The organism is Rhizobium sp. 'Codium 1', from assembly GCF_020889605.1.
Taxonomy (GTDB): Bacteria; Pseudomonadota; Alphaproteobacteria; order Rhizobiales; family Rhizobiaceae; genus Allorhizobium; species Allorhizobium algae.
Map to the genome: position 1 here is coordinate 566,260 of NZ_JAJGPW010000001.1, position 25,018 is coordinate 591,277.

The window sequence follows — 25,018 nt, forward strand, 5'->3', positions numbered from 1 at the left end:
GATCAGGACCTCTTCAGCTTGGGATCGAGCGCATCGCGCAGGCCATCACCCATGAGGTTGATGGCGAGAACGGTGATCAGGATGGCAAGACCCGGGAAGGTGACCACCCACCAGGCGCGCAGAATGAATTCACGCGCTTCGGCGAGCATCGTGCCCCATTCGGGAGCCGGCGGCTGGGCGCCCATGCCGAGGAAGCCGAGGGCAGCTGCATCGAGGATGGCGTTCGAAAACGAAAGCGTTGCCTGAACGATCAGGGGCGCCATGCAGTTCGGCAGGATTGTCTTGAACATCAGACGGAGGGGGCTTGCCCCGGCGAGCCGTGCGGCCGTCACATAGTCGCGCGTTTTTTCCGACATGACCGCTGCGCGGGTCAGACGGACGAAATGCGGCTGCAGCACGAGCGCAATCGCAATCATGCCATTGGTAAGGCCCGGGCCGAGGATCGCGACCAGCACCAACGCCAGCAGGAGTGAAGGAAAGGCCAGAATGATATCCATCAGGCGCATGATCGCGGTATCGAGCCAGCCACCGTAATAACCGGCGATGACGCCGATTGCGATGCCGGTCGTCAGCGAGAGCGTGGTGACGAACACGCCGATGAACAATGAATATTGCGAGCCGTAGATCAGGCGCGAGAGAATGTCGCGGCCAACCGGATCGGTGCCGAGCGGAAAGCTCCAGCTGCCGCCTTCGAGCCAGGCGGGCGGCATAAGTACGGCTTCACGATACTGCTCGAAAGGCGAATGGGGTGCGATGACGCCGGCGAAGACGGCGACCAGAACGAGCGCGACGAAGACGACGAGGCCAATGACGGCGCCGCGGTTTTCGGAAAAGTAGAACCAGAATTCGGCCAGCATCTGGCGGCGCATCTGAGCGCTCGAAACCGGCTGGCTTATTGATGTCTCTGCCATGGGAGTTTATCCTTCTAGTGGCGGATGCGCGGGTTGATCAGGCCGTAGAGCAGATCGACGATGAGATTCACGATCATGATGATGCCGGCGATCAGGAGGAGGCCTCCCTGGATTACCGGGTAGTCACGGCGGAACACACTGTCGACCATCCACTTGCCGATGCCGGGCCAGGAGAAGATCGTCTCGGTCAGGATCGCACCGGCCAAGAGAACACCGATCTGCAAGCCGATCGTGGTGATGACCGGAATCATGGCATTGCGCAGCGCATGCAGGCTGACGACGCGGAAGGGCGAGAGCCCCTTGGCGCGGGCAGTCCGGATATAATCTTCCGACAGGACTTCGAGCATGGCCGAGCGCGTCTGCCGCGCAATGACGGCGAGCGGAATGGTGGCGAGCACGATCGTCGGCAGGATCAGATGGCTGACGGCCGAGGTGAAGGCGCCTTTCTGGCCTGACAGCAGCGAGTCGATCAGCATGAAGCCAGTGACCGGCGGGAAGTAGAACATCAGCGAGATGCGCCCAGACACCGGTGTCCATTGAAGGATGCCGGAGAACAGGATCATCAGCAAAAGGCCCCACCAGAAGATCGGCATGGAATAGCCGACAAGCGCGATGCCCATCATCGTCTGGTCGAAGAAGGAGCCGCGCTTGATCGCCGCGATGATGCCGGCGGGAACGCCGATTGCGACGGCCAGCAGGATCGCGCAGAGCGACAATTCGACGGTTGCCGGGAAGAGCGCCAGGAACTGGTCGATGATCGGGCTCTTCGAGACGATCGAGGTGCCGAAGTCACCTGTCACGACGCCGCCGAGATAATCAAAATACTGGACCACCATGGGGCGATCGAGACCGAGTTGTGCGCTGATCTGGGCGTGGCGCTCGGGCGACATGACACGTTCGCCGGAGAGAAGCGCAACCGGATCGCCCGGCAGAAGCCGGATGAAGGCGAAGGCAATGATCGAGACGCCGATGAAGGTCGGGATCAAGACGGCGAGCCGTCGCAGGAGAAAGCCAAACATGTGTGAGACCTGTTGTTTTAAGGGAGGTCGAACCACGGCCCCAAGGCCGTCTGCGGTTTGCCCGATACGCCCCATCCGGGCTTTCGAGCATGACGCGAGATTGCTCTCGTATCAACGACAAACGCCGCGGGCCAAGGCCCGCGGCGAAAGAATTGCGCGTTTCGATTACTCGGCGATGTCGACGTCTTCGAAGGTGAAGTCGCCAAGCGGGCTCTGGACGAAGCCGGAGACTTCCTTGCGCATCGGAACGACCGAGAGCGAATGGTCGATCGTGGCCCAGGGCGCTTCGCGCTTGAAGACGAGCTGTGCCTCTTCGTAGAGCTTGGTGCGCTCAGCCTGGTCAGACGTGACCTTTGCCTTCTTCACCAGTGCGTCAAACTCCTCGTTGCACCACTGAGCGCGGTTGTTGCCGCCGACGGCAGAGCAGCCGAGCAACGTGTCGAGGAAGTTGTCCGGATCGCCGTTGTCGCCGGTCCAGCCGAGCATGACGGCACCGTCACGATCCTTGGCCTTCGAGCGATCGAGATACTCGGCCCACTCGTAGGAGACGATCTCGACGGTGACACCGATCTTGGAGAAGTCGTCCTGGATGATTTCAGCGGCGCGACGTGCGTTCAGCATGTACGGGCGCGAAACCGGCATTGCCCAGACCTTCATCGAAAGGCCGGAGACGCCAGCGGCTTCGAGTTCCTTCTTGGCGGCGTCCAGATCGTAAGCGTCGTCCTGAGTGGCCTCGTTGTAGGACCACATGGTCGGCGGGATCGGGTTCTTGGCCGGTGTTGCCATGCCCTGGAAGACGGCGTCGACGATGGCTTCCTTGTTGATCGCCTTGTTCAGCGCCTTGCGGACTTCCGGCTTGTCGAACGGAGCCTGCGTCGTGTTGTAGGCGAGGTAAGCCACGTTCAGGCCCTCCTGCTCCATCACGGTCAGGGCCGGATCGGACTTCATGGTCTCGACGTCGGCTGCATTCGGAAACGGCATCAGGTGGCATTCGCCAGCCTTGAGCTTCTGATAGCGAACGGCGGCATCGGTGGTGATTGCGAAGACCAGATCGTCGATCTTCGGTGCGCCACCCCAGTAGTCGGCGTTCTTCTTGTAGCGGATGACGGCATCCTGCTGATAGCCGACGAAGGAGAACGGACCGGTGCCAACCGGCATCTGGTTCAGCTGCTCCTTCTTGCCTTCAGCTTCGAGCTTGTCGGCATATTCCTTCGAAACGATCGAGGCGAAAGGCATTGCGAGGTTGGCAAGGAACGGCGCTTCCGGCTTGTTCAGCGTGATCTTGACGGTCATGTCATCGACCTTCTCGATCGACTTGATCAGTTCCGGGAAGCCCATGCCCGCGGCATATTCCCAGGACGTGCCGGCAACATACTGGTTCCACGGATGATCGGCCTTCAGCTGGCGATCCAGCGAGAAGATGACGTCGTCGGCGTTGAATTCGCGCGACGGCGTGAAGAATTCGGTCGTGTGGAACTTGACGCCCGAACGCAGCTTGAAGGTGTATTCGGTGCCTTCCGCGTTGACTTCATAGCTTTCAGCCAGGCCGGCTTCAGCCTGGGTCGTGCCAGGCTTGAATTCCATCAGACGGCTGTAGATCGGATGCGCGGAGGCGTCGAAGGTCGTGCCAGCGGTGTACATGCCGGGATCGAAGCCTTCCGGCGATCCTTCCGAGCAGTATACGAAGGTCTTGGCGCTGGCGGCACCCGACAGGAATGTGGCGGCAGCAAGCGCTGCAGCGGCAAGAGCGAACTTGGTTTTCATGAGCAGTCTCCCAAAGGCTAAGGACGAGCGTCCTCGCCGGTTCTTTTGGTCCCGCGGCGCGTGGATCGCGCCCGTTTTCTGTGAAGGTCGCGTTATCAACCCAACCCTCCCGCGATCGACGGCCGCCATGCCTCACGTCGTATTCTGACTAGCGGCAAGGATCGTCCGTCGGATCACTGCTGCAGTGTCATATCGGCTTGGTATGCGTTGTAAAGAGAGATTCGGCTCAATTCTGACATCGAATTGGTCTGCTTTTCGCCGCAATCGGCTACCGTCAGCTCATATTTTCCAAAACAGGCAAACGGACTGATCAATCATCGAACATTAGCGATTCTAGAGAATGCAGGAGAATCAATGCATCACAAGATGCTGCGTCGCAAAATGGCAAGGCCGATCATAGGGGCGGGCGCTGTCTAACAAGCCGTTGGAAATTTATCAACCAGTCAAAAAATTCGTACGATCCAGAGCCTGGCGTCATCGCAGCCCGTGCCGCCTTAGCGGTCTGCCTGATGGAGCGAAAGGAGGAGGGGCTTGGGGAACCCCTCCCCCTCCTTTTCGGTCACGCTTTGTGGGGAGAGCGACCGAAGAAGAAGGCATAGGCAGCCGGCAGGACCAGGATGGTCAGCACGGTTGCAACGAGGATGCCGCCCATCATCGCGTAGGCGAGCGGCCCCCAGAAGATACCGCGCGAAATGGGGATGAGCGCGAGCACTGCCGTTAGCGCCGTCAGCATGATCGGCCGGAAACGCCGAACGGCAGAGCCGATAATCGCTTCCCGTCGCTCCATGCCTGCCGCAATGTCCTGGTCGATCTGGTCAATCAGGATGATCGAGTTGCGGATGATGATGCCAAGCAAGGCGATGACACCCAGGATCGCGACGAAACCGAAGGGTGCGCCGGAGATGAGAAGTGCAGCGGCAGCTCCGATGATCCCGAGCGGCCCCGTGGCGAGCACCAGCATCGCCTTGCCGAAATGCTGCAGCTGAACCATCAGCAGCACCACGATGACGAGGAGCATGATGGGCGCTTTCGCGGCAATCGAGCTCTGGCTCTCGGCGCTGTCTTCCGCACCACCCTGGATCTCGACGGAATATCCGGGGGGCAAGCCGTCGCGGAGCGATTGCATGTCGTTGAACATGCGCAGGGCCTCGTCGTTCGACTGGACACCATCCGGCACGGTTGCACGTACGGTGACGGTCGGGAGGCGATTGCGGCGCCATTCAATGCCCTGTTCCAGCTTCGGCACGACCTTGGCGATCTGCGACAAGGGGATGAAGGCCCCGAGATCCGTCGGCACATAGATCGAATTGACGGCGCTGAGCAGGCGACGGCTTTCTTCCGGTTCGCGGGCGACGATCGAGATTGTCTCCTCGCCGGCTCTGACATCGGCAAGTGGGGCGCCGCTCATCGTGGCCTGGAGCATCTGCCTCAGACGCTGCGATGAAACGCCCAGGGCGCGGGCACGGTCCTGATCGACGACCAGCGTCATGGCGGGGACCGGCTCCAGCCAGTCGTCATGCACGGCCTGAAGCAACGGGTTCTCACGGAAGCGCGCCTTAACCAGATCGGCGATGCGGCGAACCTCGTCGCGCTCAGGACCACTGACGCGCATCTGGACGGCCCAGCCGGTCGGCGGACCGAGGAAGAGGCGATCGACCTTGCCGCGCACTGCGGGAAATTCCTCGGCCAGCGTCAGGCGAAGCTTCGTGATCAGGCGCTCCCGCGCCTCTTCGTCTCTCGCCATGACCAGAAGCTGGGCATAGTTCGGGTTGCGAAGCTGCTGGTCGAGCGGCAGAAAGAAGCGCGGCGCGCCTTCTCCGACATAGGTCGCGACAAAGCGCTGATCTTCGTCGTCCAGGATGGCGGTCTCCAGACGCCTGGCTTCGGCCTCGACTTCCTTGATCGAGGTTCCCTCGGGCAGCCACATGTCAACAAGGATCTCCGGACGCGAAGACTGCGGGAAGAAGTTCTTCGGGATGAACTGGAAGGACCAGAGGCTGACCGCAAAGACGGCCAGCGTCGAACCGATGACGATGATCCGATGCTGGACGGCCCAAGCGACGACCGCGCGCAGTCGACGATAGAAGGGCGTGTCGAAGGCATCATGATGGTCGCCGACATGTTTCCTCTGCTTGAGGATCATGTAGCCGAGCCAGGGCGTGAAATAGACGGCGACAAACCAGGAGATGATCAGGGATATGCCGACCACATAAAAGAGCGAGCGGACATACTCGCCGGCTGTTGATTCCGCAAAACCGACGGGGATGAAGCCGGCCGTGGTGATCAGAGTACCGGTCAACATCGGGAACGCGGTCGACGAATAGGCGAAACTTGCCGCGTCCAGCTTGTCGAGCCCCTCTTCCAGCTTTCGCTCCATCATCTCGACGACGATCATGGCATCGTCGACCAGCAGTCCGAGCGAGATGATGAGTGCGCCGAGGGAGATGCGCTGCAGGTCAAGGCCGAACTCGTACATGACGGCAAAGGTGGCGGCGAGAACGAGCGGAATGGCAATCGCTATCACAAGCCCCGATCGCCAGCCGATCGACACAAAGGAGACGACGAGAACGATCAACAGAGCTTCGCCGAGCGCCTTCATGAACTCGGCTACCGCTTCACGTACGACTTCGGGCTGGTTGGAGATCTGCGAGACTTCGAGGCCGATCGGCAGGGTGCTCTCGAACCGCTGCAGCGTTTCCTCCACCGCATCGCCGACATCGGTCACCTTGAAGCCCTTGGCCATGACCACGCCAACCTGGACAGAATCCTGACCGTTGAAGCGGAACTTGCGCTGATAGGGATCTTCGAGCCCCTCGGTGACGGTCGCGATATCACCGAGCCGCGTCACCTGGTTGCCGGATTTCAATCGAAGTTCGCGAATGTCTTCCGCGGCCGAAAAGCCGCCATCCACCGATATGCGCACCGAACGGGACCCGGTATCGATCGACCCGGTCGCATCGATCGCGTTTTGCCCGGCAAGCGCATTCTGGAGATCGGTGAAGGTGAGGCCTCGTTCGGCGAGCGCCTTGGAAGAGACCTCGATGAAGATCTTCTGCGGTTGATCTCCCAGGATCACCGCCTTTTCGACACCCTCGGTCGAGAGCAGGACGTCGCGGGCCTGGATCGCATGCTGCTTGAGCTCCGGATAGCTGTAGCCATCGCCGGTCAGTGCATAAAGCGTGACATAGGTGTCGCCGAACTCGTCATTGAAATAGGGGCCGAGCAAGCCCTCGGGCAGCTCGTTTTCGATGTCGCCGACCTTCTTGCGAACCTGATAGAAAGCATCGGCCACGTCATTGGCATCGGTGTTGCCCTTGACCTGCAGGGTGATGATGGCCGAGCCCGGTCGGGTATAGGACTTCACCCAATCGAGATATGGCGTTTCCTGCAGCTTGCGCTCTATCTTGTTGACGACCTGATCCTGCATGTCGGTCAGGGACGCGCCGGGCCAGAAGGCCTGGACAACCATGACGCGGAAGGTGAAGTCGGGGTCTTCCTTCTGGCCCATGCGCATGAGGCCGAAGAGGCCGGTCAGGATGATCAGACCGAAGAGGAAGCGGGCAATGCTGGGATGGCTTATCGCCCAACGGGACAGGTTGAACGAGCCCGGTTCGACAGGAGAATGGTTCATGATATCTGGATCCCGAAGGTAAAGGTCGCTGGGCTCAACGGGTCGCGGAGTCGGGCGTCACACTGCCAGGCTCCGCTGCGGCCGCACGAGACAGGTCCTTGTCTGCAAGCCGCACCTTCATGTCTTCCGCCATGAACTGCGTGCCGGCGACCACAACGAGATCGCCAGACCTCAGACCTGCCGACACCTGAACACCGGTATCGGAGAAAGTATCGACCGTGACAGGCCGCGCATGGACGGTGGCGTCAGTCCGGTCAACGGTCCAGACCGTGGGCTGCTTGGCCGCGTCCTGGGTCAGCGCGGAAAGCGGCAGTTCGAAAAAATCCTTGCCGGACGGAGCCAGCGCCGTGACCCGCGCCGTCATGCCCAGCAGGATCTGCGGATTGTCCGGCAGCGAAATCCGAACCGCAAAGGTGCGCGAAGTGGCATCGGCACTCCCGGCCACTTCCCGGACGATCCCCTTCGAGGCGAGGCCATCCTTCGACCAGAAGCCGACATCAACCTCCTTGCCGGGCGCAAAGGCGAAAATCTCGTTCTCTGGCACAGCCATGAGGACTTCCTTTTCGCCATCTGCAGCCACCGTCACCACGGGACTGCCGGCGGCAACAACCTGACCCGCATCCGCGCTGATCGCGGTGACGATGCCTGTCTTGTCGGCCTTCAGCTCGCCATAACCAACCTGGTTTCGGGCCTGCTCCAGCGAGGAGCGTTGGCTATCCCTCGTGGCCAGTGCCTGATTGTAGGTCAGTTGAGCCTGTTCGAGCTGCGCCTTGGTCGTCACCTGCTGACGGTAAAGAGCATCGGCACGTTTCAGGGCGAACTCCGCCGTTTCCAGCTGGCGTTCGGCAGCCGCGAGGCTCGCTTCGGCGCTGCGCATCTGGAGCTGGTAGTCGGTGACGTCGAGGCGCGCCAGCACGTCGCCGGGCACGACGCGATCACCGATGTCGACGAGACGCTCGATGATCTTGCCGGCGACGCGGAAGCCGGCAGCGGCTTCGCTGCGGGCCTTGACCGTTCCCGAGTATTTCAGCTCCCGGTTCGAGGATGGGGCGGAGACCTCGATCACCTTGACAGGACGCAGCGTCGGTTCCTTGGCAACCTCTGCGCCCCCTTCCGAGCAGCCTGCAAGGCCGAGGGTGAGCAGGAGGGGCAACGAAAGCATGGATACGCGGAAATTGGCGGACATTGTGGTTCCTCCCCCGACGGGGTGTCAGGCCTTTAGGGCGCGGATGGCGAATTCGGTCAGTTCTTCCGGCTTGGCGCGATTGTCCTTGCCGATACATTGCGCGACCAACTGGGGATGGTGAAGCGGCGAAATCGCCGCTCCAAAACAGCGTGCGATATGGACAGCATCGCCTTTCGCGAATTCGCCCTTTTCCATGCCGTCTTCGATGATCCGGGCGAGGATTGCCTGGATTTCGTCGATATGCTTGTCGATGACGCCCCAGCTTTGCTCGATGGCCACGACCGCCATTTCATGGACCTTCTTTTCGTCCATCATCGTCGTGACCGTGAACTGGAACTGTGCCATCGCATAGCGCCGCAGACGCTCTTCGGCGCTCAGGGGCATGGCGGCAAAATCTTCCGCGATCTTCAGACTCTGTGCGAGCAGACGTGCGCACACGCCCTCGAGCAACTCGCTCTTGGAGGCAAAGAACCGGTAGATATTCGCCGGCGACATGCCAAGGTCCTTCGCCACATCGGCGACGGTCGTCTTGCTGTAGCCGTAATGGCGAAACTGCGCCTCCGCGGCCTCAAGAATGCGCGTGGCCGTATCGGCAGTATCGGTCGATTGAGGAGCGTTTTGGTTCATCATGATTTACGACTGACGTTTTTCAACTTTCGTCATTCGTAACTCGCAAATCGCCATCAGTCAATATGCGGGTAAGGAGGCAGGCTCCAATTTGGGGAAGCCTGGCAACCCGCTCGCATCCGAGAAGTGACCTACGCCACTGACATTCCTCTAGAATTTTGTAGAGCCCATCACATCAATTAGACGGACGGATGAAGCGTTCACGGTTCACGGAAGAACAGATCATCGGGATATTATAGGAGCAGGAGGCGGGCGCGAAGACGGTTGATGTCCGCCGCAAGCACGGCATCTCGGATGCAACCTTCTACAAATACAAGGCGAAGTATGGCGGCATGGACGTGTCCGATGCGCGCAAGCTGAAGTCGCTAGAGCGAGAATTCCAAGCTGAAGAAGCTGCTCGCCGAGGCCATGCTGGACGACGCGATCCTGAAGGATGGTAGCGACTCGGGTCGTGCCGGAAACTGGGGCTCGTCGGTTCTTGGGGCCGCTTCCGATACAGGCAGTCTCCCCGATCTCCCAGCTACGAGAAAAAGACACGAGCGCACGACATGAAAGAACTCGTCGATGGCCAGAAGCTTGGCAACGTGCCAGCGTCGCATAATGCTCAATAACATCATGTCGATATTCCAGGTCCCCCGCTAAAGAGGGTGCGTGAGGGTTCACTCCAACACCTTGTCACTTCGTTGAAAAGCTAGACCCACAGCCTCTATGCGATCTATCTCAACGGGACCGGTTACAGGCGGTCCCGTTCAGACCTTCGGCACATAATCAAGACCCGGGTCAATGCGAGCTGGACGTCCCGCCAGAAACAGCTCGCCGATACGCGGCGCGCTGCGCGAGATGACTTTGCCGCCCTTGACGACGCAGAGCCGGGTTGGCTTCAGCCTGAGCGCCTCGATCACGTCGGCCGCCTGCAGGATCACGAGGTCCGCCTTGCACCCCACCTCAAGGCCATAACCTTCGAGGCCCATTGTTCTCGCCGAATTGACGGTCAATGCGTCAAAGATCTGCTTCTTGTCCTCGATGCCACCCATCTGCGCCACATGAATCGCCATGTGACCGACTTCGAGCATGTCGGCGGAGCCCATGGAATACCAGGGGTCCATGGTGCAATCCTGGCCGAAAGAGACGTTGAGCCCGGCCGCCATCAGTTCGCGCACGCGGGTGAGCCCGCGCCGCTTGGGATAGGTGTCGTGCCGGCCCTGCAGCATAATGTTGATCAACGGATTGGGAATGACGTTGATCTCAGCCTCGGCCATCAGCGGGATGAGCTTCGAGACGTAATAGTTGTCCATGGAATGCATGGAGGTCAGATGCGAGCCAGCGACCCGGCCCTGCAAGCCATGGCGGATGGTCTCGGCAGCCAGCGTTTCGATGTGGCGCGACATTGGATCGTCGGTCTCGTCGCAATGGATGTCCACTGGCAGGCCGCGCTCTGCCGCGAGCCGGCAAAGTGCTTCGAGCGACAGCCGCCCCTCGCCCATCGTGCGTTCAAAATGCGGAATGCCGCCGACGATGTCGATGCCCATGTCGAGCGCGCGCTCCAGCGATTTCGCCCCCTCGGCCGCGCGGTAGTAGCCGTCCTGCGGGAAGGCCACGAGCTGCAGCGTGATATAGGGCGCCACCCGCTCGCGTACCTCGATCAGGGCTTCCGCCGTGACCAGCCGCGGGTCGGAGGTATCGACATGGCTGCGGATGAAGAGCAGCCCCTGCGACACGGCGAGATCGCAGTAGCGCAAGGCACGTTCAACCAGGGCCTCCTTCGTCAGCAGTGGTCGCAATTCGCCCCAGAGCGCAATGCCTTCGAGGAGAGTGCCGGATACATTCATCCGCGGAAGCCCGAGCGACAGCGTCGCATCCATGTGGAAATGCGGATCGCAGAAGGGTGGACTGACGAGGCGGCCAGTTGCGTCGATGTCCTCGCCGGCGACAGCGTCAAGATGTTTCTCGATGGCGGCAATGCGCCCGTCGGCAAGCCCGATATCAAAACCCTGGCGGCCGTCAGGCAGATTGGCGTTTCGCACGATCAGATCGAACATGAGAGAGCTCCTGGCTTCAGCGCTCGCCGCGCCGGTAGGGTTGCATCAGTGCCTGGGGAACGCGGGCGCGGCGCGCCATGACGGCGAGTGCCCCGATTGACAGGACATAGGGGATCATCAGGAAGAGCTGGTAGGGCACGGTTCCGCCAAGCGTCGTTTGCAGGCGCAGCTGGAAGGCGTCGAAAAAGGCGAAAAGCAGGGCTCCAATCAACGCCCGCTCCGGCCGCCACGAGGCAAAGACCACCAGTGCGATGCAGATCCAACCGCGCCCCTGCACCATGGTCGGGAAGAAGCTGTTGAAGGCCGAGAGCGTGAGGAAGGCCCCGGCCATGCCCATCAGCGCGCTGCCGGCCATGACGGCGCCGTAGCGGATCACCATAGGGTTGATACCCTGAGCTTCGGCGGCATGCGGGTTTTCGCCGGTCATGCGGATCGCAAGTCCGAGCGGCGTGCGGAAGACGACATAGGCAAGAACGAGCGCGAGCAGGATGGCGAGATAGGTTGGCGGTGTCTGGACAAAGAAGGCCGGACCAACGAAAGGCAGGTCACTCAGGCCCGGGATCGCAATCGGCTGGAAGGGCTGGATGGTCGGGGGCGTGCCGGCGACCGGCACCAGCAGGCGGAAAACGTAATAACTGAAGCTCGAGGCAAAGAGCGTGACTCCAAGGCCGGAGACATGCTGGGACAGTCCAAGCGTGACCGTCAGCATCGAATGGAGCAGGCCGAACACGGCCCCGGACAGTGCCGCAACGAGGAAGCCGGTCCACAGGTCCGCCCCGTTATAGACGGCGAGCCATCCAATCATCGCGCCGAAGGTCATGATGCCCTCGATGCCAAGATTAAGTACCCCTGCCCGCTCGCAGAGCAGGGCACCGAGCGTGCCGAGAATGAGCGGGGTGGCGATCCGCAGGACCGCGCCCCAGAGGCCGGCAGAGGCGATGATATCGACGACCTCGTTCATCGGCGGATCCTGTACTGAGTGAAGAAAACGGCGATCAGCATGGTGAGAAGCGACAGCGCGACGATGACATCAGCAATGTAGCTCGGAATGCCCATGCTGCGACTCATCCCGTCGGCGCCAACGAACATCGTGGCGGTAAAGAGTGAGGCGAGTACGACGCCGAGCGGATTGAGATTGGCGAGCATGGCCACCACAATGCCGGAATAGCCGTAACCTGGCGACAGATCAGTGGTGACATAGCCCGTCACGCCCATGACCTCGACGGCACCGGCCAGACCCGCAAGTCCACCGGAGAGGCAGGCGACGGCAACGAGGGTGCGGCCGAGCGGGACGCCGGCAAAGGTCGCAGCCTGGGGATTGAGACCAGCGGCCCGGGACTGCATGCCGAAGACCGTGTGCGACTGGACGAAGGCAAGCACGACAGCGAGCACCACTGAAATGACGAGGCCAAGATTGAGCCTCGAACGGGCCAGCAGCTTGGGCAGCATGCCGGCATCGGCGACCGGCTGCGATTGCGGCCAGCCAAAGGCCATGGGATCCTTCAGCACCGTGTCGATCAGCATTGAGACGAAAAGCACAGCGACGAAATTCAGGAGAAGCGTCGTGACCACCTCGTCGACCGAAAAGCGCAACCTCAGCCAGAGCGGCACAAGCAGCAGCAACATGCCCGCCACCGCCCCAAGGACAAGCAGCACGGGGATCTGCAGGGCCGGCGGCCAGTCGCCGACCAGCTGCGAGCTCACCGCCGCGACCGTGATCGCGCCGATATAGAGCTGCCCCTCGGCACCGATATTCCACAGGCGCGCCCGAAAGGCGACAGCCGCCGCAAGCCCGGTCAGGATCAGCGGTGTCGCCCGCGTCAGGGTCTCGGTGGCGGAGAGCCGGGAGCCGAAAGCGCCCTTGACGATCCCCCAATAGGCCTCCAGGACCGGCGCCCCGGCGAGCGCGATCAGCCCACCGGCAATTGCCAAGGCCGCAACGATGGCGATCAGCGGTGTCGCCACCACGAGCGCCACCGAGCGATGTTCGCGCCGCTCAAACCGCATGGACGACCTCTTTTTCCCATTCGCCGGACATCATCAGGCCAAGCCTGCGCGCCGACGCTTCCTCTGCCGGGATCGGCGGCGAGAGCCGACCGCCGACGATCGCCTGGATGCGATCGGCAAGCGCCATGACCTCGTCGAGATCCTCGGAAATCAATAGAACCGCCGTTCCCTGCCGCCGGGCCTCCAGGATACGTTCATGGACGGCTGCCACGGCACCTTCGTCGAGCCCGCGGGCCGGCTGGGCCGCGAGCAGGATGCGTGGGCGATTGATCAGGTTGCGGCCGAGAATGAGCTTCTGCATGTTGCCGCCGGACAGGAGCCGGATGCGGCTCGCCGGGCTACCGCCGCGCACATCGAACTGGTCGATGATGCGCTGGGCAAGCGCCAGGCCGGCGGCGCGCTGCACGAGGCCGTTTTTGGAAAAATCCGCCAGCCGCTCGAGCACGACATTCTCCCAGATCGCCATCTCGCCAATCACGCCGTCCTTGTTACGGTCCTCGGGGATGCGGCCAATCCCCAGGGCTACGGCATCGGCGACCGAGAGCGCGCCGACTGCCTCGCCGAACAGCAGCAGGTCCCCAGAGGTCTTTGCCAGCGTACCGGAGAGTAGTTGAGCAAGGTTTGCCTGGCCATTGCCGGACACGCCGATGATGCCGAGCACCTCGCCGGCCCGTAGCCTGAAATCGATTGCCTTCAGCCGGTCGACCCCACCGACACGGACGGTGAGGGCCGCGGCCTCGAGCACGATATCGCCGGGCGTGGAGGGCTCCCGCACCGGCCGCGTGACGGTGCGCCCGACCATGAGCTCGGCAAGCTCGGCCTTGCTCGTCTCAGCAGCCAGGCGTTCCGCGACACGCCGCCCACCACGGAGCACCACGATGCGGTCAGCCGTCGACATCACCTCGTCCAGTTTATGTGAGATGAAGATCAGCGACAGCCCCTGGGCAGCCATGTCCTTCAGTGTCGAAAAGAGCTGCTCTGCCTCGATCTGGGTCAGGACGGCGGTCGGCTCGTCGAGCACCAGAATCCGGGCATCGTTATAGAGGGCCTTAAGGATCTCCACCCGCTGCTGTTCGCCGACCGAGAGATCGCCGAGGCGGGCATCCGGATCGACCTTCAGGCCGAAGCGGTTGGCGATCGAGAGCAGCCGGGCACGGGCCTGCGTCCGACGAGATCGGAACGACCAGAGGCTTTCGGTGCCGGTTGTGACATTTTCGAGGACTGTGAGGTTCGGGGCGAGCGAGAAGTGCTGGTGGACCATGCCGATCCCTGCGCGGATCGCGGCACGCGGCTTGCCTGGTGCCAAGTCGCGGCCATCGACGCGAACGCGGCCGGCATCGGGTACGTAATGGCCGAACAGGATGCTCATCAGTGTCGTCTTGCCGGCACCATTTTCGCCGAGAAGAGCGACGATTTCGCCCTTGCCGAGGCTGAGGGAGATGTCGTCATTGGCGAGCGTCTGGCCGAACCGTTTGCTGACACCTGATATTTCGAGAACGGGGGTGTTCATGCGTCCAATCCTGCGATGGGAAAGCGATGCTGCCAGCGGCCATCCTGCTCCAGCACGGCAGCGAGCCGCAAGAGCAATGCATCTGCCCCCATCGGGGCGATCATTTGTACCGGCAGAGGGAGAACGTCCTGGTCGGCTCCGAATGGGAGCGTGATCGCTGGAAAGCCGGAGGCATTGGCCAGCGCTGCCAGCGGCGCAAAGGCCGCCATGCGCTCGAAATGCAGGTCGGTGTCGACATGATTACTCGGAAAGCTGCCTACCGGCAGCGGTGCCGTGGCCAGCATCGGCGCAATCAGGCAGTCCAGATCATCGAACAGCCGCCACAGATCGCGGCTGACCCTCACCATGGCATTGAGGCTCTGCCAGAGGCTACGGGCCGACAGGGCAAGGCCCCGCTCGATCACGGCCTGCGTCAGACGCTCGGTCCGGCTCGCATCGAGATCAAAGCGCGTGATCGTCTCGGCGAGATTGATGCAGACGATATCGACGAAGGCCTGGCGACTGGTCGCGGCGATGTCCTCGATCTGGCTGAAAGCGACCGGCACCAGGACATGACCGTCGCGTTCGAGCCGGCGCGCGGCCTCCTCGACCACGGTGGAGCGCTCGGGTTGGGTCGGATGGTCGGAACCGGTCGCGGTGAGAACACCGATGCGCATCTGCCCTTCAGGAGCATCAGCCAAAGCAACTGGTGGAGATGGACCGCGGGCATGTCCGCCAAGGACCGCAAGAATGGCCGCAGTATCGCGCACCGAACGGCAGACGGCCAGTTCGGTCGCGATTCCGCCCAGGTGATTGCCGAAATGCGGGCCGGCCGGCATCAGGCCACGGCTGGGTTTCAGACCGACCAGACCACAACAGGCCGCCGGCACCCGGATAGAACCGCCGGCATCCGTGGCATGGGCGATCGACACGATCCCGGCCGCCACGGCCGCGGCCGCTCCGCCGGACGAACCACCGGCGGACAGAGCTGGTGCGAGCGGATTGCGGGCAATCGGACCGATCTCAGGTTCGCTTGCAAGTGACAGACCGAATTCGGGGCTGGTGGTCAGGCCAAAGAGACAGAAGCCGGCGGCGCGGAACCGTGCCGCGAGATCGGAATCGACGTGACCGCCGCGACGCTCAATGAGACGGGAGCCAGCCGCGACTGGAAATCCGGCGAAAGGACCGCCGAGATCCTTGGCGAGCGTGGGCACTCCCCCAAAATTCATGACCCGGCTGTCAGGATCTCCTGTCGATCGGGCAGCAAAAATACGGGCGGTTTCCAGCCCGCGCTCCGCGTCGATATGGGCGATCGCGCCGAATTCCCGGTATTGGTCCGCGGAGGCAAGAGCAGCCTGCATGGCCTCGATGGCGGAGAGGCGACCGGAGCCGATCGCCTCTGCCAGATCCGTTGCGTCTGAACGCATGGATGGGCTTACTTCGGCTCGTCCATCACTTTGGGAACTTCGAATGTGCCGGCTTTGATTTCGGCACGCTTGGCCTCCATCGCCGCTTCGGCGTCGGCCGGAGCCGTACCCTTGACATAGACGATGTCGCTGCCGCCTTCCTTCATCAGGCCATAGGCCGTGTAGTCTCGACCTGTGGGCTTACCGGCGGCAATGTCGGCGATTGCAGCATTGAGGATCGGGCGGAAGTTCCAAAGGGCGTTGGCGAAGACGGTTTCCGGATAACGTGGGGTATAGTCGATCAGCGAGCCGATCGACTTGATGCCACGCTCCTTGGCGGCATCGGCTGTACCAATGCGCTCGCCGAAGAGAATGTCGGCGCTGGCGTCGATCTGGGCAAGACCAGCCTCGCGCGCCTTCGGCGGATCGAAGAAGGTGCCGATGAAGGTCACGAGGTGCTTGGCATCCGGATTAACTGCCTTGACGCCGGCGGCGAAGGCATTGATCAGCATGTTGACTTCCGGGATCGGCATGGCGCCGACCGAGCCGACGACATTGGACTTGGTCATCTTGCCGGCCAGCATGCCGGCGAGATAGGCGCCGTCGAAGTTCCAGGTGCCGAAGACGCCGAAATTGTCCCCGGACTGCTGGCCGCTGGAGCCCATAACAAAGGCCGTCTCGGGATAGTCGACCGCCACTTCGCGGGCTTGTTTCTCGACCGGGAAAGTCTCGCCGATGATCAGCTTGGCGCCCTGCTCGGCATATTCGCGCATGGCGCGCGGATAGTCGGTGCCAGACACGCCTTCGGAGAAGACATATTCGATCGCTCCTTCGGCCGCAGCATCCTGAAGCGCTTTGTGGAGCACGGAATTCCAAGCATTTTCAACGGGCGAGCCGTGAACGCCCGCCACCTTGATCGGTGTCGCGGCACGCGCTGTGGGAATGAAAGTCGAAGCACTCAGGGCAAGACCCGACGCAAGAATGCTGCGCCGGGAGATCAGGATCTCTCTGGACATTGGCGGTTCCCCATTTTTTTACCAATTGGTTTAAAGGGGTAAGCCAAGCCTAAAAAAGTGTCAAGGACGAGTCTTGTGCATAAAATAGACAAAGCGGTCGGATCGCTCTGACTCCGGAAGCCAGAAATCGTTTATCGCTGGTCCGGAAATGTAGGGCGGCTTGTCAGCAGGAGGCATGCGGCAACCTGACAAAAAGGGCTCGCCTGTTCGAGGGCTGCCTTGGAGCTTCCCCGGCCCATATGAAGCTGCCGATCGCGCTGATGATGTTCTATGCGCTCGATTCGCAGGATGCAAGCAGCCTCCCCAGGTCGGCGATGTCGGATGCCGGGCTCGACACTCGCCGCAACAAGACCGGACGGCCGATTTACCTGCCACTGCTCGAACCCGTCGCCGAGGCAGTGGCGGGGGAACCTAAGCATGACGCCGTCACTCTGTGCGCCAACAGCCGGAGTCTGCCCTGGACCTAATAATGGCTTCAGTACCAACTGGATCAAGCTGAAGGGCAAGCTCGAAGCGGAGGGTGCCATCCAGCCGGACCTGACATTGAAGGGGCTAAGGCACACCGTCGCGACCATTCTTGCCGAGATGGGCCGGGACCACGGCACGATCGCGCTGGTGCTTGGCCACGCCACCGAGGCGATGGCAAAGCACTATTCGAGACGCGCCGACATGACCCGGCAGGCGACATCGGTCGTTGCGGATTTCGGGGAGGAGCTGAACAAACGGAAAACGAGAGTTGTCAAACCGGGTGGCTGAAACTGTCAAACCTTAGAAATCAAGGAGATCGAAAATGTCCGAAAACAATAAATACATCAAGGGCTTGGAATGGTGCCCGGAGGCGGATTTGAACCACCGACACGCGGATTTTCAATCCGCTGCTCTACCAACTGAGCTATCCGGGCATCTCGGCTTGTTTGCAAAGCCTGCCGGTCTTTCTCGAAGACCGCCGGGGTATATCCCCGGGAGCGAGCGGGGTTATAACATCTTGTTCGGCCATGTCCAGCGCCTTGCGGCACTTTTTTGAAGAAGATGTGAAAATGGCTGAAAAGCAAACGAGAACAAGAGGATCGCGAGAAGCCCGAAGGCTCTCGTCGCGGTCAGAAGTGGCCGTCGTCCTCGGCTTTGGACTCGTCGTCTGCCACCGGAATGGCATAGGAGCCTTTCAGCCAGCGAGAGAGGTCGAGATTGCGGCAGCGGTCCGAGCAGAAGGGATAGTTTTCCCGTGTGGAGGGACGGCGGCATTCGGGGCAAGGCAGCGCCTTGCGCAGCGGCTCGACCTTGGCGGTCTGCTGCTGGTCTCCTCGCGCCATCGTCAGCCCTCCGTCCAGCCCGTATGCACGCCATAGCCCTCGCCCGAGAGCATCTGCAGCGTCTCGAAGAGCGGCAGGCCGACAACATTGGTGTAGGAGCCGACAATCTTCTGAACGAAACTGCCAGCGATCCCCTGGATGGCATAGGCGCCGGCCTTGCCGCGCCATTCGCCCGAGGCGAGGTAACATTCGATGTCGTAGCCCGAGAGGCGCTTGAAGCGCACCTTGGTCTCGACGATCTTCTGACGCAGCTTGCCATCGGGGGCGATCAGGCAGACGCCGGTAAAGACCCAGTGGCTGCGGCCGGAGAGAAGATGCAGCGCCGAAGAGGCTTCCTGCATCAATTCCGCCTTCGGCAGGATACGGCGCCCCACCGCCACCACTGTGTCGGCGGCGAGAATGTAGCTGTCGCCCCAGGTCAGGTCCTTGCGCACCTGCTGATGGGCTGCCCTTGCCTTGTCCGCCGACAGGCGCCGGGCGAGCGAGCGCGGATGCTCCGACTTCTTCGGCGCCTCGTCGAGATCCATCGGCATCAGGCGCGCGGGCTCGATTCCTGCCTGTTTGAGCAGGTCAACGCGGCGCGGCGACCCGGAGGCCAAAATCAGCTTCTGTCTCAATTCCATCCGAACGCGCTCCTAAAGCCTCACGTCAAAGGCCAGGGCTTATTTGAAGCGGTAGGTGATACGGCCCTTGGTCAGGTCGTAAGGCGTCATCTCGACCAGGACCTTGTCGCCTGCGAGAACGCGGATACGGTTCTTGCGCATGCGCCCAGCGGTATGGGCGATGATTTCATGTTCATTTTCGAGCTTCACACGGAAGGTGGCGTTCGGCAGCAGTTCCGTGACGACGCCGGGGAATTCGAGGACTTCTTCTTTAGCCATAGAGTGGTTGTCTTTCCTGGGGTGTTAAAGCGGGACGCACGATGGGTCCCGAAAATGTGGGCGGAAACTACACAATCGCCCGGCATTTGTGAACCTTGTAGATTCGGCTTTTGGAATTTGTTTCAAGGGGGCCGAAACCGCCGCTAATCCGGGACCAGAACCAGCCTGTCGCGGATCAGCTTCGTCAGGCGATCGCGCACGTCGCGGTAGGCGGTCAGACGCTGCTCGCGAGTGCCGGTCTCGACCGTTGGATCCGGCATCGGCCAGTACTCCACCTCAACGGCGGAAGAGCGCGTGAGTTCGAGCGCCGCGTGATGCGCTTCCGGCGTCAGTGTAACGACGAGATCGAAGTAATCGTCCGCCATGTCTTCCAGCGTCTGGGGCTGGCGACGACCGAGCGAGAGGCCAATCTCTTCGAGAACGACATCGACGAAGGGATCCCGTTCGCCCTTTCTCACCCCGGCAGACGCCACCCATGTTCCGGACGGCAGCAGATGTCTGGCGATGGCCTCGGCCATGGGACTCCGGATGACATTCTGGCCGCACATGAAGAGGATCGCTCCCGGCCGCGACGGACGGCGGCCCCGAAACATATCCTCATCCATTCCGCCTATCCCCGCCAATAGAGCACGCAGACCAGCGTAAAGAGACGGCGGGCGGTGTCGAAGTCGATCTTGATCTTGCCCGAGAGCCTGTCCATCAGCGTCTGCGAGCCGTCGTTGTGAATGCCGCGGCGCCCCATGTCGATCGCCTCGATCTGCGAAGGCGTCGAGGAGCGGATCGCCTCATAATAGCTCTCGCAGATCATGAAGTAGTCCTTGATGATCCGCTGAAGGGGGGTCAGCGACAGGATGTGGACGGCGACATCTTCACCAGCTTCCGTCTTGATCGAGAAGACGAGCTTTCGGTCGACCAAAGAGAGGAAAAGCCTGTAGGGCCCGCCGGAATGGCCGACCGGCTCGAAGGTGTTTTCCTCGATCAGGTCGAAGATGGCGACGGCCCGTTCGTGCTCGACATCGGGGGTCGAGCGCCCGATGGTCTCGTCCAGCACGACATCTGAGAGCCGGAAGTCGCCCGCCGCCATTTTTCTAGTCCCCGAGATTGAGTCGGATGGCGACAGAGCGGGCATGGGCTTCAAGCCCTTCTGACTTCGCCAGCGCAATCGCTGCCGGTGCCAGCTGTCGCAGCTGATCCGGGCCGAGGCGCAGGATCGACGTGCGCTTGACATAATCCAGCACCGACAGGCCCGAGGAAAAGCGGGCCGAGCGCGCCGTGGGCAGAACGTGGTTCGAACCGCCGACATAATCGCCGATCACTTCGGGCGTATGGCGGCCGACGAAGATGGCGCCGGCATTGCGGATGCCCGAAATCAGGGGTTCGGGATCATCGACTGCGAGTTCGAGATGTTCTGCTGCAATGCGGTTGGCGAGCGGGATGGAGTCGTCCAGCTTCGCCACCTTGATGATCGCGCCGAAATCGCGCCAGCTGGCCGAGGCGGTCTCCGCCCGGGGCAGCGATTTCAGCTGCCGCTCGACTGCGGCCTCGACAGCCTCGCCAAGCGCGCGGTCATCGGTGATCACGATGGACTGCGCGCCCGGATCGTGCTCGGCCTGGGCGAGAAGGTCGGCCGCCAGCCAGTCCGGGTCATTGTCCTTGTCGGCAATGATGAGGACCTCCGACGGGCCGGCGATCATGTCGATACCGACGGTGCCGAAGACCTGACGCTTGGCAGCCGCGACATAGGCGTTGCCCGGGCCGACAATCTTGCCGACAGGGGCGATCGTTTCCGTGCCATAGGCAAGGGCTGCGATCGCCTGGGCGCCGCCGATGCGGTAAATCTCGGTGACGCCGGCAATGCTGGCTGCCGCCAGCACCGTCGGGTTGATGGCGCCGCCGGTTGCGGGCACGACCATGACGACACGCGGCACGCCTGCGACCTTCGCCGGCAGCGCATTCATCAGCACCGAGCTCGGATAGCTCGCCGTGCCGCCCGGCACATAGAGGCCGACGGCATCGATCGCTGTCCAGCGCGAGCCAAGGCCGACGCCGATTGAATCCTCGTAGAGATCGTCCTTCGGCATTTGTCGGGCGTGGTGGCGCTCGATACGCTCGGCTGCAAGCTTCAAGGCGTCTACCAGTTCGGGCGCGGTGGCGGCCAGGGCTTCCGCAATCTCGTCCGCGGTCACCTGCATCGGGACCGTTCCGAAATCCACACCGTCGAACCGCTTCGAGTATTCGGCCAGCGCCGCGTCTCCCCGCACGCGCACGTCGGCGATGATCTTGCGCACGGCGTCATTGACGTCGTCGGAGACTTCACGCTTGGTCGTCAGGAAGGCCGCAAAACGCGCCTCGAAATCCCCCGATGCCTGATCCAGCCAGATTGCCACGCCCCGTAATTCCCTCTCAGCATTTCCATTTCGACGACGCCGTGACGTCCACGCGTCGCAAGCCTCTTCAGCCCGCCTCGTGCTCCGGACGCGCCGTCGTTTCCCACGCGCCACCGGTATCGGCGAGCTGGGCCTCGATGCATTCCACTTCAAGCGCGATCGTGCCGCCCCCGGCAAGCAGGAGTTCAACCACGCCATCAGGCCCCTCGCCCTTCGGCGCATAACGGATCGCGAGGAGGCTCATGACCTCGTCGGACTTGCTCCGATCGAAGCCGATCGAGCGCACGGCCTCGACACGCTTGAAACTGAGACCCGCGCGGCGACGCTCGAAGCTCTTCGTGGCACGCGCCGCCTTTTCCCAGACAAAGCGATTGGCCGCGAGCGAGAACAGGCCCGAGCGGGCCGAGAAGTTCAGGTCGCCGACCTTGAACACGGCGTCCTGCATATGGGCCGAGATGATCGCGAGATCATCGGCATCGAGCGCCAGGAGCTTCAAGTCCGTCATGTCACCTCACAGTATCGCCTTTCGGCGGTGCCCGTCGAATTTCATGCTTTCGACATAGGTTGCGGCTTGTCCAGTGGCAACGGGGCAAAAAGACTTTTCGCCCCGTATCGCTGCGAAAGAGGTCGCGTGAAGCCGGTCAGTCGCTGATCCGCTCGACGATGGCGCCGCAGCGGGTGAGCTTTTCTTCCAGGCGCTCGAAGCCGCGGTCGAGATGGTAGACACGGCTGACCATAGTCTCGCCTTCGGCAGCCAGACCACCGATGACGAGAGATACCGAGGCGCGCAGATCGGTCGCCATGACCGGAGCGCCGCGCAGCCGGGTCACGCCTTCGATTCGGGCCGTCTGACCCGAGAGCGTGATCTTGGCGCCGAGGCGGGCCAGCTCCTGCACATGCATGAAGCGGTTCTCGAAGATCGTTTCGGTGACATGCGAGATGCCGTTTGCACGGGTCATGAGCCCCATGAACTGGGCCTGGAGGTCTGTGGGGAAACCGGGGAAGGGTTCCGTGACGATATCGACCGGGCGAATTGCATCGCCATGGCCAATGACGCGGATGCCGCCGTCAACGGCCGACACTTCGGCACCGGCGCGACGGATTGCTTCGATCGCGGTATCGAGGAGCGAGATGTCGGTGCCCGACAACGTCACGTCACCGCCGGTCATGGCAACCGCCATGGCATAGGTGCCGGTCTCGATGCGATCGGGCAGGACCCGATGACGTGCGCCGGAGAGGCTCGTCACACCTTCGATGGTGATGGTGGACGTGCCGGCGCCTGAAATCTTCGCGCCCATGGCGTTCAAGCAATTGGCAAGATCGACGACCTCGGGCTCGCGCGCGGCATTGCCGATCACGGTCGTGCCACGGGCAAGTGAGGCCGCCATCAGCATGACGTGGGTCGCGCCGACCGAAACCTTGGGGAAGGTATAACGGGCGCCGATCAGGCCACCCTTCGGCGCCTTGGCATTGATGTAGCCGCCGTCGATTTCCATTTCGGCGCCGAGCGCGGTCAGGCCCTCGATGAAGAGATCGACCGGGCGCGTGCCGATGGCGCAACCGCCCGGCAGCGAGACGCGAGCCTGGCCTTCGCGGGCAAGCAACGGGCCGATGACCCAGAAGCTGGCGCGCATCTTGGAGACCAGTTCGTAAGGTGCCGTCGTGTCAGCCACGGTGCGGCAGGTGAAATGCACGGTGCGAGAATAGGAACCGTCCTGGTGTTCGCGGCGACCATTCACGGCGATATCGACGCCGTGATTGCCGAGTATCCGGATCAGGCCTTCGACATCGGCGAGATGCGGCACGTTTTCCAGCGTCAGCGTGTCGGACGTCAATAGCGAGGCGATCATCAGGGGCAGCGCTGCGTTCTTGGCGCCCGAGATCGGGATGATCCCGTTCAACGCATTGCCACCAACAATCCTGATGCGATCCATAAGAGCCTGCGATACGGGCGAGAGGTGCCCGCCTTTCCTTGAGAACGTGTGAGAGGTAGCCAATCCGGCGAGGCTGGCTCTTTAGACGAAAACCATGAGCGGTTCAATTAAAGCTGCAACGCTCGGTTAATCACCGGGTTTGGACGAATTTGCGGCAGGCGTGGAATTGTCGGGCAACCCTTCACCGCCCTGCCCTTCTGCAATCACATCCACCGACGCTGGACGCGCGGCCGGCAGCCCCACCCCGTCCTCGGCTTCGCCGGCGCGTCGCGCCCGCGATTGCTGCTTGCGACGGGCAAGATTCTCACGCAGTTTCGCCGCCGCCCGCTCGCGCCGCCGTGTTTCAGCATCGGAGCGCGCAGGTTTTCCCCGATCAGCGAGCGGCGCGCCCTCGATCGGGCCATCATCCGCTTCACCTTTGTTTTCCGGCTCATTCGTCATGAGCGGGTGATAAACGATCGGAGCAAAATCGCAAAGTCCCTTCCAACCCTGTCACAAAACTTGCCACCCCGAGCGCTTTACGGCTTGCGCTGCCCGAAACTCTATGGCAATAGGCGCCTCGTTCCGGGCCGACCAAACGCGTCGCCCGCCAGATGCTGCTATAGCTCAGGGGTAGAGCACTCCCTTGGTAAGGGAGAGGCCGAGAGTTCAAATCTCTCTAGCAGCACCATTCCATCCCGCTTATCTCCAGTCGACTTATCTGTACGGCTGTCGCCCTTAGCCTCGGACCGAGCGTATCGTCTCTGCAGCACGGTCAGTCGAGTCCCGCCTGTTTCTCGACCATACGGGCAATCGCCCGCCTCTCGGCCCTGGTCCGGATCTGCCGGGAAGTCATTCGGGCAGGCAGAAGGACGATTTCATCGGCTTTGTTGCGGTCCAGGTTGAACGTTCTTTCGGCGGCCGCAAGCCGGTCGTGCCAGGTGTAGCTTCCGACCACCAGGATGGTGAGAGAGCTGGCTGCGGCGAGTTTGTGCCCGGCATCGTCTTTTCCGAGCAGCGCCGAGAGCAGTTCATCGAAGGAGCCGAGGTCGAGAAAGTCGCCGCTGCGCAACGGCCCCTGAACGAGTTCGCTGCGCCTGTCCGACGGCGCAAAGCCCGTGCGATCAAGCTCGCTCAAGGAATAGGTTTCCTCTCCGTCCGGGAAGGACAGTCGCAAAAGAACCGCCTGAACGAAGATAATCTCGGGGCTCATATTCGTCAGGATGCAACGGGCGGCCGCCGTATGGCCGCCTCCCCTGGTGATCAGGATCTTTGGCCGGATCTGGTGCCTGTAGCTCGAATAAAAGAGTTGCAGATAAAGAACCCACACACCCAGCATGGCCAGGCTCGAAAGAGCCGATAAAACGCCGTGATTTTCTTCCAGCCAGGTCCACATCATCCGCTCCCTCTCTGGGGCGAACGTTGCCGGAGA

The 25,018-nt window shown here is 62.0% G+C and carries 24 protein-coding genes, 2 tRNA genes and 1 pseudogene; 4 read left to right on the forward strand and 23 right to left on the reverse strand.

Annotated features, from left to right (window positions below; all coding sequences use genetic code 11):
* Nucleotides 1–2: 2 nt before the first annotated feature.
* The 6 genes from LJE98_RS02695 to LJE98_RS02720 form a co-directional block, all read right to left on the reverse strand.
* Nucleotides 3–911, reverse strand: coding sequence for an ABC transporter permease subunit (locus LJE98_RS02695; protein ID WP_229573215.1), 909 nt, complete (start codon nt 909–911; stop codon nt 3–5).
* A 14-nt stretch (nt 912–925) separates the two neighbouring features.
* Complete coding sequence (locus LJE98_RS02700; RefSeq protein WP_229573216.1) at nt 926–1,930, reverse strand: ABC transporter permease subunit; 1,005 nt, start codon at nt 1,928–1,930, stop codon at nt 926–928.
* A 165-nt stretch (nt 1,931–2,095) separates the two neighbouring features.
* Nucleotides 2,096–3,694, reverse strand: a complete 1,599-nt coding sequence (locus LJE98_RS02705) for an ABC transporter substrate-binding protein (protein WP_229573218.1) — start codon at nt 3,692–3,694, stop codon at nt 2,096–2,098.
* Between the two features lie 559 nt (nt 3,695–4,253).
* Entirely contained in the window at nt 4,254–7,325 is a 3,072-nt protein-coding gene (locus LJE98_RS02710; RefSeq protein WP_229573219.1) for an efflux RND transporter permease subunit, read from the reverse strand.
* A 34-nt stretch (nt 7,326–7,359) separates the two neighbouring features.
* Nucleotides 7,360–8,511, reverse strand: coding sequence for an efflux RND transporter periplasmic adaptor subunit (locus LJE98_RS02715; RefSeq protein ID WP_229573221.1), 1,152 nt, complete (start codon nt 8,509–8,511; stop codon nt 7,360–7,362).
* A 24-nt stretch (nt 8,512–8,535) separates the two neighbouring features.
* Entirely contained in the window at nt 8,536–9,138 is a 603-nt protein-coding gene (locus LJE98_RS02720; RefSeq protein WP_229573888.1) for a TetR family transcriptional regulator, read from the reverse strand.
* A gap of 191 nt (nt 9,139–9,329) precedes the next feature.
* On the opposite strand from LJE98_RS02720, the pseudogene LJE98_RS02725 reads away from it, so the two are divergent.
* A pseudogene (locus LJE98_RS02725) lies at nt 9,330–9,573 on the forward strand (transposase); the annotation flags it as partial.
* A gap of 314 nt (nt 9,574–9,887) precedes the next feature.
* Here LJE98_RS02725 and LJE98_RS02730 read toward each other — a convergent pair.
* The 6 genes from LJE98_RS02730 to LJE98_RS02755 are packed head-to-tail and all read right to left on the reverse strand — an operon-like array spanning nt 9,888 to nt 17,095.
* A complete protein-coding gene (locus LJE98_RS02730; protein WP_229573223.1) occupies nt 9,888–11,177 on the reverse strand; it encodes an amidohydrolase family protein in 1,290 nt (429 codons plus the stop codon).
* 16 nt (nt 11,178–11,193) lie between these two features.
* Nucleotides 11,194–12,138, reverse strand: coding sequence for an ABC transporter permease (locus LJE98_RS02735; protein ID WP_229573224.1), 945 nt, complete (start codon nt 12,136–12,138; stop codon nt 11,194–11,196).
* A complete protein-coding gene (locus tag LJE98_RS02740) occupies nt 12,135–13,184 on the reverse strand; it encodes an ABC transporter permease (RefSeq protein WP_229573226.1) in 1,050 nt (349 codons plus the stop codon). Before LJE98_RS02740 ends, LJE98_RS02735 begins: the two co-directional genes overlap by 4 nt.
* Complete coding sequence (locus LJE98_RS02745) at nt 13,174–14,694, reverse strand: ABC transporter ATP-binding protein (RefSeq protein ID WP_229573228.1); 1,521 nt, start codon at nt 14,692–14,694, stop codon at nt 13,174–13,176. The genes LJE98_RS02740 and LJE98_RS02745 overlap by 11 nt, the downstream gene beginning before the upstream one ends.
* The gene (locus LJE98_RS02750) at nt 14,691–16,100 is read right to left on the reverse strand and encodes an amidase (protein ID WP_229573230.1); all 1,410 of its coding nucleotides are present in this window, start codon (nt 16,098–16,100) and stop codon (nt 14,691–14,693) included. The genes LJE98_RS02745 and LJE98_RS02750 overlap by 4 nt, the downstream gene beginning before the upstream one ends.
* Before the next feature lie 8 nt (nt 16,101–16,108).
* Nucleotides 16,109–17,095, reverse strand: coding sequence for a BMP family protein (locus LJE98_RS02755; protein ID WP_229573232.1), 987 nt, complete (start codon nt 17,093–17,095; stop codon nt 16,109–16,111).
* 239 nt (nt 17,096–17,334) lie between these two features.
* Here LJE98_RS02755 and LJE98_RS02760 point away from each other — a divergent pair, with 239 nt between their 5' ends.
* Nucleotides 17,335–17,562 carry a hypothetical protein gene (locus LJE98_RS02760; RefSeq protein ID WP_229573234.1) on the forward strand — a complete coding sequence of 76 codons (228 nt, stop codon included), beginning with the start codon at nt 17,335–17,337 and terminating at the stop codon, nt 17,560–17,562.
* Nucleotides 17,513–17,851 carry a tyrosine-type recombinase/integrase gene (locus LJE98_RS02765; protein WP_229573236.1) on the forward strand — a complete coding sequence of 113 codons (339 nt, stop codon included), beginning with the start codon at nt 17,513–17,515 and terminating at the stop codon, nt 17,849–17,851. Before LJE98_RS02760 ends, LJE98_RS02765 begins: the two co-directional genes overlap by 50 nt.
* Nucleotides 17,852–17,921: 70 nt before the next feature.
* On the opposite strand, the gene LJE98_RS02770 is transcribed toward LJE98_RS02765, so the two are convergent.
* The 10 genes from LJE98_RS02770 to LJE98_RS02815 form a co-directional block, all read right to left on the reverse strand.
* A tRNA-Phe gene (locus LJE98_RS02770) sits at nt 17,922–17,997 on the reverse strand.
* Between the two features lie 195 nt (nt 17,998–18,192).
* A complete protein-coding gene (gene yacG, locus LJE98_RS02775) occupies nt 18,193–18,405 on the reverse strand; it encodes a DNA gyrase inhibitor YacG (protein WP_229573237.1) in 213 nt (70 codons plus the stop codon).
* A 2-nt stretch (nt 18,406–18,407) separates the two neighbouring features.
* Nucleotides 18,408–19,028 (reverse strand): Maf-like protein, encoded by a 621-nt coding sequence (locus LJE98_RS02780; RefSeq protein WP_229573239.1) that lies wholly within the window; start codon nt 19,026–19,028, stop codon nt 18,408–18,410.
* Nucleotides 19,029–19,067: 39 nt separating this feature from the next.
* On the reverse strand, nt 19,068–19,286 hold the full coding sequence (gene infA, locus LJE98_RS02785) for a translation initiation factor IF-1 (RefSeq protein WP_004435948.1): 219 nt from the start codon (nt 19,284–19,286) through the stop codon (nt 19,068–19,070).
* A gap of 143 nt (nt 19,287–19,429) precedes the next feature.
* Complete coding sequence (locus LJE98_RS02790) at nt 19,430–19,879, reverse strand: low molecular weight phosphatase family protein (RefSeq protein ID WP_420710098.1); 450 nt, start codon at nt 19,877–19,879, stop codon at nt 19,430–19,432.
* 17 nt (nt 19,880–19,896) lie between these two features.
* Nucleotides 19,897–20,370 carry a UPF0262 family protein gene (locus LJE98_RS02795; protein WP_229573246.1) on the reverse strand — a complete coding sequence of 158 codons (474 nt, stop codon included), beginning with the start codon at nt 20,368–20,370 and terminating at the stop codon, nt 19,897–19,899.
* A 4-nt stretch (nt 20,371–20,374) separates the two neighbouring features.
* Nucleotides 20,375–21,673, reverse strand: a complete 1,299-nt coding sequence (gene hisD / locus LJE98_RS02800; protein ID WP_229573248.1) for a histidinol dehydrogenase — start codon at nt 21,671–21,673, stop codon at nt 20,375–20,377.
* Nucleotides 21,674–21,740: 67 nt separating this feature from the next.
* On the reverse strand, nt 21,741–22,178 hold the full coding sequence (locus LJE98_RS02805; RefSeq protein ID WP_229573250.1) for a DUF2948 family protein: 438 nt from the start codon (nt 22,176–22,178) through the stop codon (nt 21,741–21,743).
* A 136-nt stretch (nt 22,179–22,314) separates the two neighbouring features.
* Nucleotides 22,315–23,607 (reverse strand): UDP-N-acetylglucosamine 1-carboxyvinyltransferase, encoded by a 1,293-nt coding sequence (gene murA, locus LJE98_RS02810; protein WP_229573251.1) that lies wholly within the window; start codon nt 23,605–23,607, stop codon nt 22,315–22,317.
* Between the two features lie 126 nt (nt 23,608–23,733).
* Entirely contained in the window at nt 23,734–24,048 is a 315-nt protein-coding gene (locus tag LJE98_RS02815) for a hypothetical protein (protein WP_229573252.1), read from the reverse strand.
* 154 nt (nt 24,049–24,202) lie between these two features.
* Between LJE98_RS02815 and LJE98_RS02820 the strand changes: the two genes are divergently transcribed.
* Nucleotides 24,203–24,277, forward strand: a tRNA-Thr gene (locus LJE98_RS02820).
* Between the two features lie 84 nt (nt 24,278–24,361).
* Here the strand turns inward: LJE98_RS02820 and LJE98_RS02825 are convergent.
* Nucleotides 24,362–24,985, reverse strand: a complete 624-nt coding sequence (locus LJE98_RS02825; RefSeq protein ID WP_229573253.1) for a hypothetical protein — start codon at nt 24,983–24,985, stop codon at nt 24,362–24,364.
* Nucleotides 24,986–25,018: the final 33 nt, after the last annotated feature.

What these genes read in the sequence shown, in the direction of transcription:
- LJE98_RS02715 (WP_229573221.1), bottom strand. Translation starts at nt 8,511, where the DNA reads ATGTCCGCCAATTTCCGCGTATCCATGCTTTCGTTGCCCCTCCTGCTC.
- LJE98_RS02755 (WP_229573232.1), bottom strand. Translation starts at nt 17,095, where the DNA reads ATGTCCAGAGAGATCCTGATCTCCCGGCGCAGCATTCTTGCGTCGGGT.
- murA (WP_229573251.1), bottom strand. Translation starts at nt 23,607, where the DNA reads ATGGATCGCATCAGGATTGTTGGTGGCAATGCGTTGAACGGGATCATC.
- LJE98_RS02750 (WP_229573230.1), bottom strand. Translation starts at nt 16,100, where the DNA reads ATGCGTTCAGACGCAACGGATCTGGCAGAGGCGATCGGCTCCGGTCGC.
- LJE98_RS02815 (WP_229573252.1), bottom strand. Translation starts at nt 24,048, where the DNA reads ATGACGAATGAGCCGGAAAACAAAGGTGAAGCGGATGATGGCCCGATC.
- LJE98_RS02740 (WP_229573226.1), bottom strand. Translation starts at nt 13,184, where the DNA reads ATGCGGTTTGAGCGGCGCGAACATCGCTCGGTGGCGCTCGTGGTGGCG.
- LJE98_RS02745 (WP_229573228.1), bottom strand. Translation starts at nt 14,694, where the DNA reads ATGAACACCCCCGTTCTCGAAATATCAGGTGTCAGCAAACGGTTCGGC.
- LJE98_RS02730 (WP_229573223.1), bottom strand. Translation starts at nt 11,177, where the DNA reads ATGTTCGATCTGATCGTGCGAAACGCCAATCTGCCTGACGGCCGCCAG.
- LJE98_RS02825 (WP_229573253.1), bottom strand. Translation starts at nt 24,985, where the DNA reads ATGATGTGGACCTGGCTGGAAGAAAATCACGGCGTTTTATCGGCTCTT.
- LJE98_RS02765 (WP_229573236.1), top strand. Translation starts at nt 17,513, where the DNA reads ATGACGCCGTCACTCTGTGCGCCAACAGCCGGAGTCTGCCCTGGACCT.
- LJE98_RS02780 (WP_229573239.1), bottom strand. Translation starts at nt 19,028, where the DNA reads ATGGAATTGAGACAGAAGCTGATTTTGGCCTCCGGGTCGCCGCGCCGC.
- LJE98_RS02805 (WP_229573250.1), bottom strand. Translation starts at nt 22,178, where the DNA reads ATGACGGACTTGAAGCTCCTGGCGCTCGATGCCGATGATCTCGCGATC.
- infA (WP_004435948.1), bottom strand. Translation starts at nt 19,286, where the DNA reads ATGGCTAAAGAAGAAGTCCTCGAATTCCCCGGCGTCGTCACGGAACTG.
- LJE98_RS02760 (WP_229573234.1), top strand. Translation starts at nt 17,335, where the DNA reads ATGAAGCTGCCGATCGCGCTGATGATGTTCTATGCGCTCGATTCGCAG.
- LJE98_RS02710 (WP_229573219.1), bottom strand. Translation starts at nt 7,325, where the DNA reads ATGAACCATTCTCCTGTCGAACCGGGCTCGTTCAACCTGTCCCGTTGG.
- LJE98_RS02705 (WP_229573218.1), bottom strand. Translation starts at nt 3,694, where the DNA reads ATGAAAACCAAGTTCGCTCTTGCCGCTGCAGCGCTTGCTGCCGCCACA.
- LJE98_RS02795 (WP_229573246.1), bottom strand. Translation starts at nt 20,370, where the DNA reads ATGGCGGCGGGCGACTTCCGGCTCTCAGATGTCGTGCTGGACGAGACC.
- LJE98_RS02720 (WP_229573888.1), bottom strand. Translation starts at nt 9,138, where the DNA reads ATGAACCAAAACGCTCCTCAATCGACCGATACTGCCGATACGGCCACG.
- LJE98_RS02700 (WP_229573216.1), bottom strand. Translation starts at nt 1,930, where the DNA reads ATGTTTGGCTTTCTCCTGCGACGGCTCGCCGTCTTGATCCCGACCTTC.
- yacG (WP_229573237.1), bottom strand. Translation starts at nt 18,405, where the DNA reads ATGGCGCGAGGAGACCAGCAGCAGACCGCCAAGGTCGAGCCGCTGCGC.
- LJE98_RS02695 (WP_229573215.1), bottom strand. Translation starts at nt 911, where the DNA reads ATGGCAGAGACATCAATAAGCCAGCCGGTTTCGAGCGCTCAGATGCGC.
- LJE98_RS02790 (WP_420710098.1), bottom strand. Translation starts at nt 19,879, where the DNA reads ATGTTTCGGGGCCGCCGTCCGTCGCGGCCGGGAGCGATCCTCTTCATG.
- LJE98_RS02735 (WP_229573224.1), bottom strand. Translation starts at nt 12,138, where the DNA reads ATGAACGAGGTCGTCGATATCATCGCCTCTGCCGGCCTCTGGGGCGCG.